This is a genomic window from Paraburkholderia sp. RL17-383-BIF-A (assembly GCF_046028015.1).
Taxonomy (GTDB): Bacteria; Pseudomonadota; Gammaproteobacteria; order Burkholderiales; family Burkholderiaceae; genus Paraburkholderia.
Window position 1 is genome coordinate 50,878 of record NZ_JARESR010000001.1, and the last position, 12,595, is coordinate 63,472.

Annotated in this window: 9 protein-coding genes; 6 read left to right on the top strand and 3 right to left on the bottom strand. The window is 62.2% G+C overall.

Translation table 11 applies throughout. From position 1 onward, the window contains the following. Nucleotides 1-10 precede the first annotated feature (10 nt). Nucleotides 11-991, bottom strand: coding sequence for an aldo/keto reductase (locus P0D71_RS00210; protein WP_408478650.1), 981 nt, complete (start codon nucleotides 989-991; stop codon nucleotides 11-13). A gap of 261 nt (nucleotides 992-1,252) precedes the next feature. Here P0D71_RS00210 and P0D71_RS00215 point away from each other — a divergent pair, with 261 nt between their 5' ends. Then, nucleotides 1,253-2,326: a purine-nucleoside phosphorylase gene (locus P0D71_RS00215; protein WP_091807276.1), complete on the top strand. Its 1,074-nt coding sequence runs from the start codon at nucleotides 1,253-1,255 to the stop codon at nucleotides 2,324-2,326. Between the two features lie 221 nt (nucleotides 2,327-2,547). On the opposite strand, the gene P0D71_RS00220 is transcribed toward P0D71_RS00215, so the two are convergent. Both P0D71_RS00220 and P0D71_RS00225 read right to left on the bottom strand, forming a co-directional pair. Further along, nucleotides 2,548-2,856 carry a DUF4148 domain-containing protein gene (locus P0D71_RS00220; protein WP_091807278.1) on the bottom strand — a complete coding sequence of 103 codons (309 nt, stop codon included), beginning with the start codon at nucleotides 2,854-2,856 and terminating at the stop codon, nucleotides 2,548-2,550. A 235-nt stretch (nucleotides 2,857-3,091) separates the two neighbouring features. Next, nucleotides 3,092-4,096, bottom strand: a complete 1,005-nt coding sequence (locus tag P0D71_RS00225; RefSeq protein ID WP_091807280.1) for a LysR family transcriptional regulator — start codon at nucleotides 4,094-4,096, stop codon at nucleotides 3,092-3,094. 183 nt (nucleotides 4,097-4,279) lie between these two features. Between P0D71_RS00225 and P0D71_RS00230 the strand changes: the two genes are divergently transcribed. The 5 genes from P0D71_RS00230 (at nucleotide 4,280) to P0D71_RS00250 (ending at nucleotide 12,526) form a co-directional block, all read left to right on the top strand. After that, the gene (locus tag P0D71_RS00230) at nucleotides 4,280-5,134 is read left to right on the top strand and encodes an alpha/beta hydrolase (protein WP_091809182.1); all 855 of its coding nucleotides are present in this window, start codon (nucleotides 4,280-4,282) and stop codon (nucleotides 5,132-5,134) included. A gap of 55 nt (nucleotides 5,135-5,189) precedes the next feature. Then, nucleotides 5,190-6,440: an efflux RND transporter periplasmic adaptor subunit gene (locus P0D71_RS00235; RefSeq protein WP_091807283.1), complete on the top strand. Its 1,251-nt coding sequence runs from the start codon at nucleotides 5,190-5,192 to the stop codon at nucleotides 6,438-6,440. 56 nt (nucleotides 6,441-6,496) lie between these two features. Further along, nucleotides 6,497-9,682, top strand: a complete 3,186-nt coding sequence (locus P0D71_RS00240; protein WP_408182842.1) for an efflux RND transporter permease subunit — start codon at nucleotides 6,497-6,499, stop codon at nucleotides 9,680-9,682. Between the two features lie 13 nt (nucleotides 9,683-9,695). Then, the gene (locus P0D71_RS00245; RefSeq protein WP_408478653.1) at nucleotides 9,696-11,303 is read left to right on the top strand and encodes an efflux transporter outer membrane subunit; all 1,608 of its coding nucleotides are present in this window, start codon (nucleotides 9,696-9,698) and stop codon (nucleotides 11,301-11,303) included. A 383-nt stretch (nucleotides 11,304-11,686) separates the two neighbouring features. Next, complete coding sequence (locus tag P0D71_RS00250) at nucleotides 11,687-12,526, top strand: MetQ/NlpA family ABC transporter substrate-binding protein (RefSeq protein ID WP_408478655.1); 840 nt, start codon at nucleotides 11,687-11,689, stop codon at nucleotides 12,524-12,526. Nucleotides 12,527-12,595 lie beyond the last annotated feature (69 nt).

Genomic DNA, 12,595 nt, shown 5'->3' on the forward strand with positions numbered 1-12,595 from the left:
CGCGCGCCGCTTACTTGAACCCGGTCACCGCGTGCGGCACGTACAACTCCTCGAGGCGGCCGATTTCCTCCGCGCTCAGATTCAACGAGAGCGCGGCCACCGCATCGTCGAGATGATGCAGTTTGGTTGCGCCGACGATCGGCGCGGTGATCGGCTTTTTCTGCAACACCCACGCCAGCGCGACTTGCGCGCGCGGCACGCCGCGCTCGCTGGCGATCTGGCTGACCCGTTCGACAATCCGCCGATCCGCGTCCTCCGTGTGCGCATAGAGCGTACGGCCGAATTCATCTGTCTCGGAGCGCGCGCTTTCCGTGTTCCAGTCACGCGTCAGGCGGCCGCGCGCGAGCGGGCTCCACGGAATCACACCGATCCCCTCGCTTTCGCATAGCGGCAACATTTCGCGCTCTTCCTCGCGATAGAGCAGATTCACGTAGTTCTGCATCGTCACGAAGCGCGTCCAGCCGTTGCGCTCGGCCACATGCAACGCCTTCGCGAACTGCCACGCATACATGGACGATGCGCCGATATAGCGCGCCTTGCCGGCCTTCACGACATCGTGCAGCGCTTCCATGGTTTCTTCGATCGGCGTGCCGTAGTCCCACCGATGGATCTGGTACAGGTCCACGTAATCCGTGCCGAGGCGCCTGAGACTGTTATCGATTTCCGCCATGATGGCCTTGCGCGACAGGCCCGCGCCGTTCGGGCCCGGATGCATGCGGCTATTCACCTTGGTGGCGAGCACGATCTCGTCGCGCTTCGCAAAGTCCTTCAGCGCGCGGCCGACGATTTCCTCGCTCGTGCCGTCGGAATAGACATTCGCGGTATCGAAGAAATTGATGCCGTGATCGAGCGCCTGCTTGATGAAGGGCCGTGCGGCCTCATCGTCGAGCGACCAGGGATGAGTGCCGCGAGACGGCACACCATAGCTCATGCAGCCGAGACAAAGACGCGATACATCGAGGCCGGTACGGCCGAGTTTCACATAGTCCATCGTGGTGCTCCTGCTGTTAACTGCACAAACGCGGTGCGCGCCCGAGTGAGTTGCCCTCGGGCGCGCTGCGGACGCCCGATTATAGGAAAACGGCGAAAAGCGCGTGCGGAGCCGATTCGCATAGCTGCCCGGCGGCGTGCGGAAACGTGAACCGATAGTGCATCGTGTAGTGGAAAATAATTTCTTCGCACCTATACTTCTTTCGGCTTGAAAGCAGCACTCTCTCCCAACCTGCATCACAAGCAAAAAAGGAAGATCACGATGCTGACTCGTTCACTCGGCGCTAGTGCCGCCATTACACTCGCGGCATGTGCGGCCTTTTCGTCCGGACCGGCCAGTGCGGACGACAACGACGGTTTCTCGCATGACGACGGCGGCTCGCGAGGGCGGCCCGTCAAGGTGATGATCATTTCAATGTTCGGGCCGGAAGGGCAGGTGTGGCTCGACAACCTCGGGCCCTGGCGCGACATCGCCGTGGACGGTTTGTCGCCCGATTACCCGACGGTCCATTGCAACAAGCAGGACGTGTGCGTGATGACCACCGGCATGGGGCACAGCAACGCTGCTGCGTCGATCATGGCGTTGACGTTCTCGCCGCGTTTCGATTTGCGGCATACCTACTTCATGGTGGCCGGTATTGCGGGGATCGATCCGCAGCAGGGAACGGTCGGGTCCGCAGCTTGGGCGAAGTATCTGGTCGACTTCGGGATTCAGTGGGAGATAGACGGGCGTGAAATTCCACCCGGCTGGACGACGGGCTACCTCGGCATCAATACCACGAGTCCTACCGCCAAGCCGCCGCTCGACTACCGCACTGAAGTATTCCAGTTGAACACCCGGCTCGCGGACACGGCGTTCGCCTTGTCGCGTAGCGTGACGTTGTCCGATAACGTGCAGGCTCAGGCCGCGCGGGCCAAGTATTCGTATGCGCCCGCCAATCGGCCGCCCACTGTGATTCAGTGCGACACGCTGGCAGGCGATACCTGGTGGTCAGGCACGTTGCTCGGGCAGCGCGCGCGCGACTGGACCAAGATCCTGACCGATGGCAAGGGCGTCTACTGCACGACGCAGCAGGAGGATAACGCCACTTACGAGGCGCTCAAACGCGCGGCCTCGGTCCATAAGGTGGATTTGAATCGCGTCGCCGTGCTGCGGGCCGGCTCCGATTTCGACCGCCCGTACGATGGACAGACGAGCGCGGACAACCTGCTGAACTACGCTGCGCAAGGCGGCTTTACGATCGCTATCCAGAACCTGTTCCTCTCGGGCAATCCGCTCGTGCAGGATATCGCCACCCATTGGGGCGAGTGGCGCGACGGCGTGCCGAAGCGCTAGGCGTCTTCAAATGCGTGTGTACCCGCGCACAGGATCCGCGGGTACGTGCCGCTACTTTCGACACTTAGTGCTGCGGCGCGCGGTACGGCGTCCACACTGGCGTGTCAGTATCCCAATGGTCGAGTTCAGAGGGGGTCATGATGTGCTCCTTTTTGAAGAGTGCATGAAAGCGCCGCAATGACTATTTCTTTTGGAAACCGAATCATTGCAACAGGTTCGTTTTACTGTCCGTCGGCCACGCGTGTGACGTCGCCGTTGCTGCCTTCCTGCAATGCGATCCGTGCAGCCTGCGTCTGACCGATCAGGCCTTTGTTCGGATAGGTCGTACGATTCAGAGCGGGCAGCGAACCATCGCGATAGGCCGCGACGAGTTCCGCCTTCACTTCTTCACGCGTTTTCGCGCTGGTGGTCGGCGTGGGTTGTGTTTCATAAGTGCCGGCGCGGCCAATGCCGCCGCTGCTGCTTTGGGCAAACACCGGAGCGCTCGCGAGCAGCGAAAGAGCCAGGCCTGCCAAGAGATTGCGTTTCATGATTCACTCCTGTCGATTCGTTTGCAGCACTAGCGGCGCTGCGACAGGGTGAAATGTAGACTTTGAGGCAGGGCGGATAAATCGCACTTTCGCGAAATGAATTGTCGTGTTTCCAGAACAATCGCGAAAACGCTGCGTTAAACCGTAGTAATTACGGTGCTGGATAAGCAAACCGCGGCATTAGAGCCGCGGTTGGAATTCACTGTTTCAGAATCTGTACTTCAAGCCGAGTCGATCACGCGACCCATTCCGTTATCACCGGCGTGTCGAGACTCGGTGCCGACTCGCGTTCTTCGAAAGTGCGCATCGTACAGGTTGCGTCGAGACTGCCGCGTCCGCTCAGCAACGGACAACGGTCGAACAACTCCGCGATCCAGTCTACGAAAACGCGGACTTTAGGCGACAGATGCCGGCTGTGCGGATAGACTGCGGAAATCGGCATCGGCAAAGGTTTCAGCTCCGGCAGGACTTCCACCAGTTGGCCCGAACGCAGATGCGGCAGCACCATGAAGAGCGCCGGCTGAATTAGGCCGAAGCCTTCCAACCCGCACGTCACGTAGGCATCGGCGTCGTTCACCGACACGATGCTCTTCATTTTCACTTCGACTTCTTTGCCGTCAACCATGAAGGCCCAATCGAGCGTGCGCCCCGTGCGGCTCGAAAAGTAATTGACTGCTTTGTGATTCTCCAGGTCTTCGAGCGAAGTGGGCATGCCCGCGCGCCCGATGTAATCGGGGGCCGCGCAGGTCACGCCCTCGAACAAACCGATACGGCGTGCCACTAGCGAGGAATCCTGTAGCGCGCCAACCCGCACCACGCAGTCCACGCCTTCCTGCAATAGATCCACCGGCCGGTCCGTCAGGCCGAGTTGCAGGTCGATGTCCGGATAGCGCGTGTGGAATTCACACAGCGAAGGAATCACCAGCAGGCGGCCAATCGACCCCGGCATGTCGATGCGCAGCTTGCCGTGCGGCTTTTTATTGCCGCTTTGAAAACTGGCCTCGGTTTCTTCAACGTCCGCAAGGATACGCACGCAGCGTTCGTAGTACGCCGCGCCGTCCGGCGTGAGCGACAGGCGCCGCGTGGTCCGATGCATCAGACGCGTGCCGAGGAACGCTTCGAGGTTCTGAATAATCGTGGTAACCGATGCGCGCGGCAGGTCGAGCGTTTCCGCTGCGCGGGTAAAGCTGTTGGTGTCGACGACACGTGTGAACACTTGCATGGCCTGAAGCCGGTCCATTGCAGACCTCCAATAGGGGCGGGCGCACCGAGCAGGAATGGACTCCACCGCGAATCCGCAGACAATCGCATTCGATTGTTCAGGGGCGCCGAATTGTGTTGCCGGATTATAGGCATTTATTTACGAGTCTGCTGAACCCACAATTCGCACCATTGAAGTTCTATGCGCATTGCGCGGCTCGACATGGAAGCATTTAAACCGCCGTATTCCTTCGTGCCCACCGGCAGCGAGCCGGCAGAGGCCGACAGCACGGCACTGGAAGTCACTGACGTGCAGATCGAAGGACACGCGCAGGACATCACGTTACGCCTGTACCGGCAGGCAAAAAAAACCGCATTGCCGGTACTGCTTTATTTCCACGGTGGTGGATTTACGAAGGGATCGATCGAACAGGCCGATTACGCCTCGCGTTATTTCGCAGAACACTTACCGGCTCTTGTCGTGTCGGTGGGCTATTCGCTCGCGCCGCAGTTTCCGTTTCCGGCCGCGCCTGAAGACGCGCACCGCGCGGCGCTGTGGGTGCAAACGCGAGCGCGTGCATTCGGCGGCAACAGCAAGAAGGTGGGCGTGGCCGGTCACGATGCGGGCGGGCAGCTGGCCAATTGCCTCGCCTTTATTGCGCGCGATCGTGGCGACGTGCGCATTTCCGCGCAGGCGCTGTTCGGGCCGATGCTCGATCCGAGCCTCACGCGCCTGGGTGACGAAAAGCGCCTCGGTTCGGACATTACCGCGAAAGAGTGCGCGGCGTGTTATCGCGCGTATCTGCCGCAAGCGTCTCAGCGCATGCATCCGTATGCCGCGCCGCTCGAATCGTCGCGCCTCGCGGGGCTGCCCGCCACGCTGATCGCGACGGCGCAAAACGACGTGCTGCACGTGGAAGCGGAGAAATACGCCAGCAGTCTGATCGACGCCGGAGTGCTGACCCAGGTGGTCCGCTATCCGAGTGTGTCGCATGCCGCGTTGGCCGATCATCCGCCCGCCTTGCAGGAAGCGGTGCGATTTTTTCAGTGGCGTTTCGACGCGCGCGCCCATCGATAGAACAGAAATAAGCAGAAACAAGCAGAACTTTGATCAACGATACCGGGAGCTTCACATGACTATCCTTCCTCTTTCCCGTCGCCGTGTGGCGATTGCCGCACTCGTCGTCATCGCCGTGGCCGGGCTGGGCACGTTCGGCGCGATCCGCGTGGATGCGAGCTCGCCCGCCGCGCCGACCATCGTGCCGGAAGTCGATGTCGCCACCGTCGTGCAGAAAACCATCACCGATTGGCAAAGCTATTCGGGCCGTCTCGAAGCCGTCGAGAAAGTGGACGTGCGATCGCAGGTGCCGGGCACCATCGTGTCCGTCAACTTCAAGGACGGCGCGCTCGTGAAGAAAGGCGACACGCTGTTCGTTATCGACCCGCGTCCGTATGCCGCCGAAGTGGATCGCGCCGAAGCGCAGCTTGCCGCCGCGCAGGCACGCACGGGCTACACCCAAAGCGATTGGGAGCGCGCGCAACGTTTGATCGCCGACAACGCGATCGCCAAGCGCGACTACGACGAGAAGCAGAACGCCGCGCGTGAAGCGAGCGCGAACCTGAAGGCCGCGCAAGCCGCGCTCGAAACCGCCCGCATCAATCTCGGCTACACGAAGATCGTCGCGCCGGTGTCGGGCCGCGTCTCGCGTGCGGAAATCACGGTGGGCAACGTGATTTCGGCGGGCGCCAGCGCGGCGCCGCTCACCACGCTGGTGTCGGTTTCGCCGATCTACGCGTCGTTCGACGCGGACGAACAGACCTATCTGCAATACCTGAGCCGCGCGAAAGACGGCAGCAAGGTGCCGGTGGAACTCGGTCTCGCGGACGAGAGCGGCTACTCGCGCAGCGGCGTGATCGAGTCGGTGGACAACCGGCTCGACACCTCGTCGGGCACGATCCGCGTGCGCGCGCGTTTCGACAACCAGGATGGTGCGCTGATTCCCGGTCTGTATGCGCGCGTGAAGGTCGGCGGCAGCGAACCGCACCCTGCGCTGTTGATCGACGACGCCGCGGTGGGCACCGATCAGGACAAGAAATTCGTGCTGGTGGTGGACGCGGGCAATCACGTCGTCTATCGCGAGATCGCGGTAGGCGGCATGCAGGGCAATCTGCGTGTGGTCAAGGGCGGCCTGAAAGCCACCGACCGGATCGTCGTGAACGGCATCCAGCGTGTGCGTCCTGGCGATGCGGTGCGCGCCCATATGGTGCCCATGACGACCGATCAGGATCCGAACAGCGCGCCGCTTGCACAGACGCAATCGCAGCCGAAAGCGCAGCCACAGGCGCAAGCGCAGACGCGCACCAAAGCGGACAAGAACTCGTGAGCCTCGCGCGCCGTGGCCTGACTGCGCGGCGCATGCTCCAACGTTAAGAGCTTCCAATGAACATATCCAAATTCTTCATCGATCGGCCGATCTTTGCCGGCGTGCTATCGGTATTGATCCTGCTGGCGGGCGTGATTTCGCTCTTCAAGCTGCCGATCTCGGAGTATCCGGAAGTCGTGCCGCCTTCGGTGGTGGTGCACGCGCAGTATCCGGGTGCGAATCCGAAGGTGATCGCCGAGGCGGTCGCCTCGCCGCTCGAAGAGCAGATCAACGGCGTCGAGAACATGCTGTACATGCAGTCGCAAGCGAATAGCGACGGCAATCTCACGCTCACGGTGACCTTCAAGCTCGGCACCAATCCGGACCTCGCGACGCAGCTCGTGCAGAACCGCGTCAACCAGGCGCTGCCGCGCCTCCCGGAAGACGTGCAGCGTCTCGGCGTCACGACGATCAAGAGCTCGCCCACGCTGACCATGGTGGTCCACCTGATCTCGCCGAACAATCGCTATGACATGACGTATCTGCGCAATTACGCGCTGTTGAACGTCAAGGATCGGCTCGCGCGGATTCAGGGTGTCGGCGAAGTGCAGTTGTGGGGTTCGGGCGACTACGCGATGCGTGTGTGGCTCGATCCGCAGAAAGTGGCGCAACGCGGTTTGACGGCGACCGAAGTGGTCAACGCGATCCGTGAGCAGAACATCCAGGTGGCGGCCGGTGTGATCGGCGCATCGCCTTCGGTGCCGGGCACGCAGTTGCAGTTGTCGGTGAATGCGCGCGGCCGTCTGAAGACCGAGGGCGAATTCGGCGACATCATCGTCAAGACCACGCCGGACGGCGGCGTGACCTACCTGAAAGATATCGCGCGAATCGAACTCGCGGCCTCGGAATACGGCCTGCGTTCGCTGCTCGACAACAAGCCGGCGGTGGCGCTCGCCATCAACCAGGCGCCGGGTGCGAACTCGCTCGCGATTTCCGATCAGGTGCGCTCCGCGATGAAGGAACTCGCGGAAGACATGCCGGCGGGCGTCGAATACAAGATCGTCTACGACCCGACGCAGTTCGTGCGTTCGAGTATCGAGGCGGTCGTGCATACGCTGCTCGAAGCGATTGCGTTGGTGGTGATCGTGGTGATCGTGTTCCTGCAAACGTGGCGCGCGTCGATCATTCCGTTGATCGCCGTGCCGGTGTCCATCGTGGGGACGTTCTCGCTGCTGCTCGCGTTCGGTTTCTCGATCAACGCGTTGTCATTGTTCGGCATGGTGCTCGCCATCGGGATCGTGGTGGACGATGCGATCGTGGTGGTGGAGAACGTCGAGCGGAACATCGAAAACGGGCTGAGTGCGCGCGACGCGACGTACAAGGCGATGCAGGAAGTGAGCGGGCCGATTATCGCCATTGCGCTCACGCTGGTTGCCGTGTTCGTGCCGCTCGCGTTCATGACGGGTTTGACGGGCCAGTTCTACAAGCAGTTTGCGATGACCATCGCGATCTCGACGGTGATCTCGGCGTTCAACTCGCTGACCCTCTCGCCGGCGCTGTCAGCAATGCTGTTGCGCAGCCACGGCGCGAAGGAAGACTTCCTGACGCGCGTGATGAATCGCCTGCTGGGCGGTTTCTTCAAGCGTTTCAACAAGGTCTTCCATCGCGGTTCGACCGAGTATGGCCGTGGCGTGACTGGCGTGCTGCGCCGTAAGGGTGCGATGCTCGCGGTGTACGCGATCCTGCTGGGCGCGACCGTGCTGATCTCGCGTGTGGTGCCGGGCGGCTTCGTGCCGGCGCAGGACAAGGAATATCTGATTGCCTTCGCGCAATTGCCGAACGGTGCGTCGCTCGATCGCACGGAGAAAGTGATCCGCGACATGAGCGCGATTGCACTGAAGCAACCGGGCGTGGAGAGCGCGGTGGCGTTTCCGGGTCTCTCGGTGAACGGCTTCACGAATAGCTCCAGCGCGGGCATCGTGTTCGTCACTCTCAAGCCCTTCAAGGATCGTGGCGACAAAAAGCTCTCGGCCGGTGCGATTGCCGGTGCGCTGAACCAGCAATACGGTGCGATCAAGGATTCGTTCGTCGCGGTGTTCCCGCCGCCACCCGTGCTCGGTCTCGGCACGCTCGGCGGCTTCAAGATGCAGTTGGAGGATCACGGCGCGCTCGGTTACGCGGAGTTGAACAAGGCTGCGGAGGCGTTCGTGAAGAAGGCGGCGCAGACGCCTGAACTCGGCCCGACCTTCTCCAGTTATCAGATCAACGTGCCGCAATTGAACGTGGACCTGGATCGCGTGAAGGCCAAGCAACTCGGCGTGCCGGTCACGGACGTGTTCAACACGATGCAGATCTATCTCGGCTCGCTGTATGTGAACGACTTCAACCGTTTCGGCCGCGTGTATCAGGTGCGGGTGCAGGCAGATGCGCCGTTCCGTCAACGCGCCGACGACATCCTGCAACTGAAGACGCGCAATGCCGCAGGCGACATGGTGCCGTTGTCGTCGCTGGTGACGGTAACGCCGACGTTCGGTCCGGAAATGGTGGTCCGCTACAACGGCTACACGGCTGCCGACATCAACGGTGGACCGGCGCCCGGCTTCTCGTCGGGGCAGGCGCAAGCGGCGGCCGAACGCGTGGCGGCGGAAGTCTTGCCGCGCGGTGTGAAGCTCGAATGGACCGACCTGACGTATCAGCAGATTCTGGCCGGCAATGCAGGCTTGTGGGTGTTCCCGATCAGCGTGCTGCTCGTGTTCCTCGTGCTCGCCGCACTGTATGAAAGCCTGACGCTGCCGCTCGCGGTGATCCTGATCGTGCCGATGAGCGTGCTGTCCGCGCTGACCGGCGTGTGGCTCACGGGAGGCGACAACAACATCTTCACGCAGATCGGGTTGATGGTGCTGGTGGGTTTGTCGGCGAAGAACGCGATTCTGATCGTCGAGTTCGCTCGTGAACTGGAGCACGACGGGCATACACCGCTCTCCGCGGCGATCGAAGCGAGCCGCTTGCGTCTGCGGCCGATTCTGATGACGTCGATCGCTTTCATCATGGGCGTGGTGCCGCTGGTGTTGTCGAGCGGAGCGGGTTCGGAGATGCGTCACGCAATGGGTATCGCGGTGTTCTTCGGCATGCTCGGCGTCACGCTGTTCGGCTTGATGCTGACCCCTGTGTTCTATGTAGTGCTGCGTACGCTGGCGGGTGGAACGATTCACGTCGCGCAGAAGGATTCGCCGCACTACGGCGCGCCGGTGACGGACGCCTGAGGAGAAAACAATAATGAAACGCTTTGAATCTTTGAGTGGGTGGGGCCGGGCGGCTACCAGCGGTTTGCTGGTCGCGTTGCTCGCCGCCTGCTCCGTGGAACCCACGTACAAGCGGCCGGAAGTGGATACGCCGGTGGCGTTCAAGGAAGCGCCGGCTGCTTCGGCGCCGTCGGCTGCGTCGGGTGCAATATCGGGTGCAGCGGCGCAGGAGAACGGCACGTGGAAGCAGGCCCAGCCCGCGGACGACGCGCATCGCGGCGAATGGTGGACGATTTTCGGCGACGCGCAACTCAATGCGCTCGAAGAGCAGGCGGCCGCCGCCAATCAGGATCTGAAGGCGGCCGCGGCGCGCGTTCAGCAGGCGCGGGCGGTGACGCAGGCGGCGAAGTCCGACTGGTTCCCGAAGCTCGACGCGGGCTTCGGCCCGACCCGCGAGCGTGCCTCCGCGGCATCGCAATTCCAGCCGGATAGCGCGGGCGGCACGAACGGCACGATCTGGCGCGCGCAAGTCGGCGCGTCGTACGAAGCGGATCTGTTCGGGCGGGTCGGCTCAAACGTGAACGCGTCGCGTGCGGACGAGCAGCAAAGCGAGGCGCTGTTCCGTTCCGTGCAACTCTCGTTGCAGGCGGACGTCGCGCAGAACTACTTCCAGTTGCGTGAGCTGGATACGGATCAGGATCTGTACCGCCGTACCGTGGCGCTGCGCGAAGATACGTTGAAACTCGTCGAGCGGCGTTTCAGGGAAGGCGATATCGGCGAGCTGGATGTGTCGCGGGCTCGCAATGAACTCGCGAGTGCGCGAGCGGATGCCGTTGGCGTGGCGCGTCAGCGCGCGGCGTCGGAGCACAGCCTTGCGATTCTGCTCGGCAAGCCGCCGGCGGATTTCTCGTTCGCGGAAGCGCCGCTCGCTCCCGTGACGGTGCGTGTGCCGCCAGGTCTGCCCTCGGCATTGCTTGAACGCCGGCCGGATATTTCGGCGGCGGAACGCGCGATGCAGGCCGCGAATGCGCGAGTCGGTCTTGCCAAATCGGCGTTCTTCCCGAAGCTCGATATCACCGGCGCGGCTGGTTTTGAATCGGCGACGCTCGGCAATCTTTTCATGTGGTCGAGCCGCGCGTTCATTCTCGGGCCGTTTGCGGGCACGGCGTTGACGCTGCCTTTGTTCGACGGCGGCCGCCGCAAGGCGAACCTCGCGCAGGCCCGTTCGAAGTATGACGAGGACGTGGCGCAGTATCGTCAGCAGGTGCTGGTGGCATTCCGTGAGGTCGAAGACAACCTGGCCGATCTGCGCCTGCTCGACGATCAGATGCGCGAGCAGAACGATGCAGTGCAGGCATCGCAACGGGCGGCGCATCTGTCGCGTACGCAGTACACGGAAGGTGCGGTCAGCTACCTGGACGTGATCGACGGCGAACGGCAGGTGCTGATTTCGCAACTGCAGGCGAGCCATTTGTCGGGCACGCAAGCGGTGGCGACGGTTAATCTGATTCGCGCGCTGGGCGGTGGTTGGAGTGGGGACGGGGCGGCCGACACGGCGGTGGGCGCCGTCGCGCCGGCTTCGGCTTCGGTGGCTGCCGCGGCTCCTGTGGCCGCTTCCGTGCAGCAGGTGGCGAAGCGGTAGGGTAGCCGAAGCAGGAACGAGTGGTAGACGCCGGGTCGCGCGAAAGCGCGGCCCGGCTTTTTTTGCCCAAATCATTTTTCCCGCTTTCCTTTCGAAAATCCCTTCGTAGACCGCCGCATTTCCGCCCTCTATGATGAGCCGCACCTCATCTGGAGAGAGGCGATGATCTGTCCGACCTTCCGCTGTCCGCGCTGAGCGAATGCGCGTCCTGTCGCCGCCACGCGAGGGCTGAGCCGCGCGTCGCGGAATTCAGTTGCCTGATGAGTCCGGCATGCCGGTTCCTGGCCCGAAGCAAGTCCGTAACGCTTTGGCGACCCGGAGGCGCATGCCGGTGGATCGGCTCGCCAAGAATCAACACCACGCCCCAATCCCAAGAGTTCACCATGCGCATCTTTCTATCCAACGTGCGGCACTTTTTCTACACGTCGGCTATCTCGCTGATCAGCGCTTTCGGTCTGACGCTCGCATTGCAAGCCACGCCTGTTTCAGCGGCCGACACGTCCACGCTGAAAATCGGCACCGCGACCAGCCCGCAAATCGAAGCGCTCAAAATCGCCGCGCACGAAGCCAAAGAGCAGGGACTCGACGTGAAGATCATCGAGTTCACCGACTGGAACACGCCGAATGCGGCGCTCGCCAACAAGGATATCGACGTCAACTACTTCCAGCACATTCCGTTTCTGGAGAATGCGAAGAAGCAGGGCGGTTATAACTTTGTCGCCATCGCGCCCGGCACGATCATGAAAATCGGCCTGTATTCGAAGAAGATCAAACGCTTCGACGAACTGAAAGACGGCGCCACGGTTGCGATTGCCAACGATCCGGTCAACGGTGGCCGCGGTCTGTTGCTGCTGCAACGAGCCGGTCTCATCAAGCTGAAGCCGGGCATCGACTATCGCGCGACGACGCTCGACATTACCGACAACCCGAAGCATCTGAAGATAGTCCAGTTGGAAGCGTCGCAACTGGCGCGCTCGCTCGACGACGTCGATCTCGCACAGGGTTACCCGAGCTTCATCAAGCTCGCGGGCACCACCGATCCGAATAGCGCGCTGCTGTTCGACGGCCTCGAAAACAAAAACTACGCGATCCAATGGGTGGTTCGTCCGGAAAGCGTGAACGACCCGCGTATCCGCAAGTTCATCTCGATCTATCAGCATTCGCCTGCGGTGCGCGCCGCGCTCGACAAGGCCTTCGGCAATCTCTACGCCGTCGCCTGGTAACGCGCACCGTCATGCGTGGACCGTTCGAAGACGACGATCCCGCGTCGGCGCCGCGCAAGACGCGGTTCA

Excerpts from the sequence above, each read along its gene's own strand:
- P0D71_RS00215 (WP_091807276.1), top strand. The coding sequence starts at position 1,253 with ATGCTGACTCGTTCACTCGGCGCTAGTGCCGCCATTACACTCGCGGCA.
- P0D71_RS00220 (WP_091807278.1), bottom strand. The coding sequence starts at position 2,856 with ATGAAACGCAATCTCTTGGCAGGCCTGGCTCTTTCGCTGCTCGCGAGC.
- P0D71_RS00225 (WP_091807280.1), bottom strand. The coding sequence starts at position 4,096 with ATGGACCGGCTTCAGGCCATGCAAGTGTTCACACGTGTCGTCGACACC.
- P0D71_RS00245 (WP_408478653.1), top strand. The coding sequence starts at position 9,696 with ATGAAACGCTTTGAATCTTTGAGTGGGTGGGGCCGGGCGGCTACCAGC.
- P0D71_RS00250 (WP_408478655.1), top strand. The coding sequence starts at position 11,687 with ATGCGCATCTTTCTATCCAACGTGCGGCACTTTTTCTACACGTCGGCT.
- P0D71_RS00240 (WP_408182842.1), top strand. The coding sequence starts at position 6,497 with ATGAACATATCCAAATTCTTCATCGATCGGCCGATCTTTGCCGGCGTG.
- P0D71_RS00230 (WP_091809182.1), top strand. The coding sequence starts at position 4,280 with ATGGAAGCATTTAAACCGCCGTATTCCTTCGTGCCCACCGGCAGCGAG.
- P0D71_RS00210 (WP_408478650.1), bottom strand. The coding sequence starts at position 991 with ATGGACTATGTGAAACTCGGCCGTACCGGCCTCGATGTATCGCGTCTT.
- P0D71_RS00235 (WP_091807283.1), top strand. The coding sequence starts at position 5,190 with ATGACTATCCTTCCTCTTTCCCGTCGCCGTGTGGCGATTGCCGCACTC.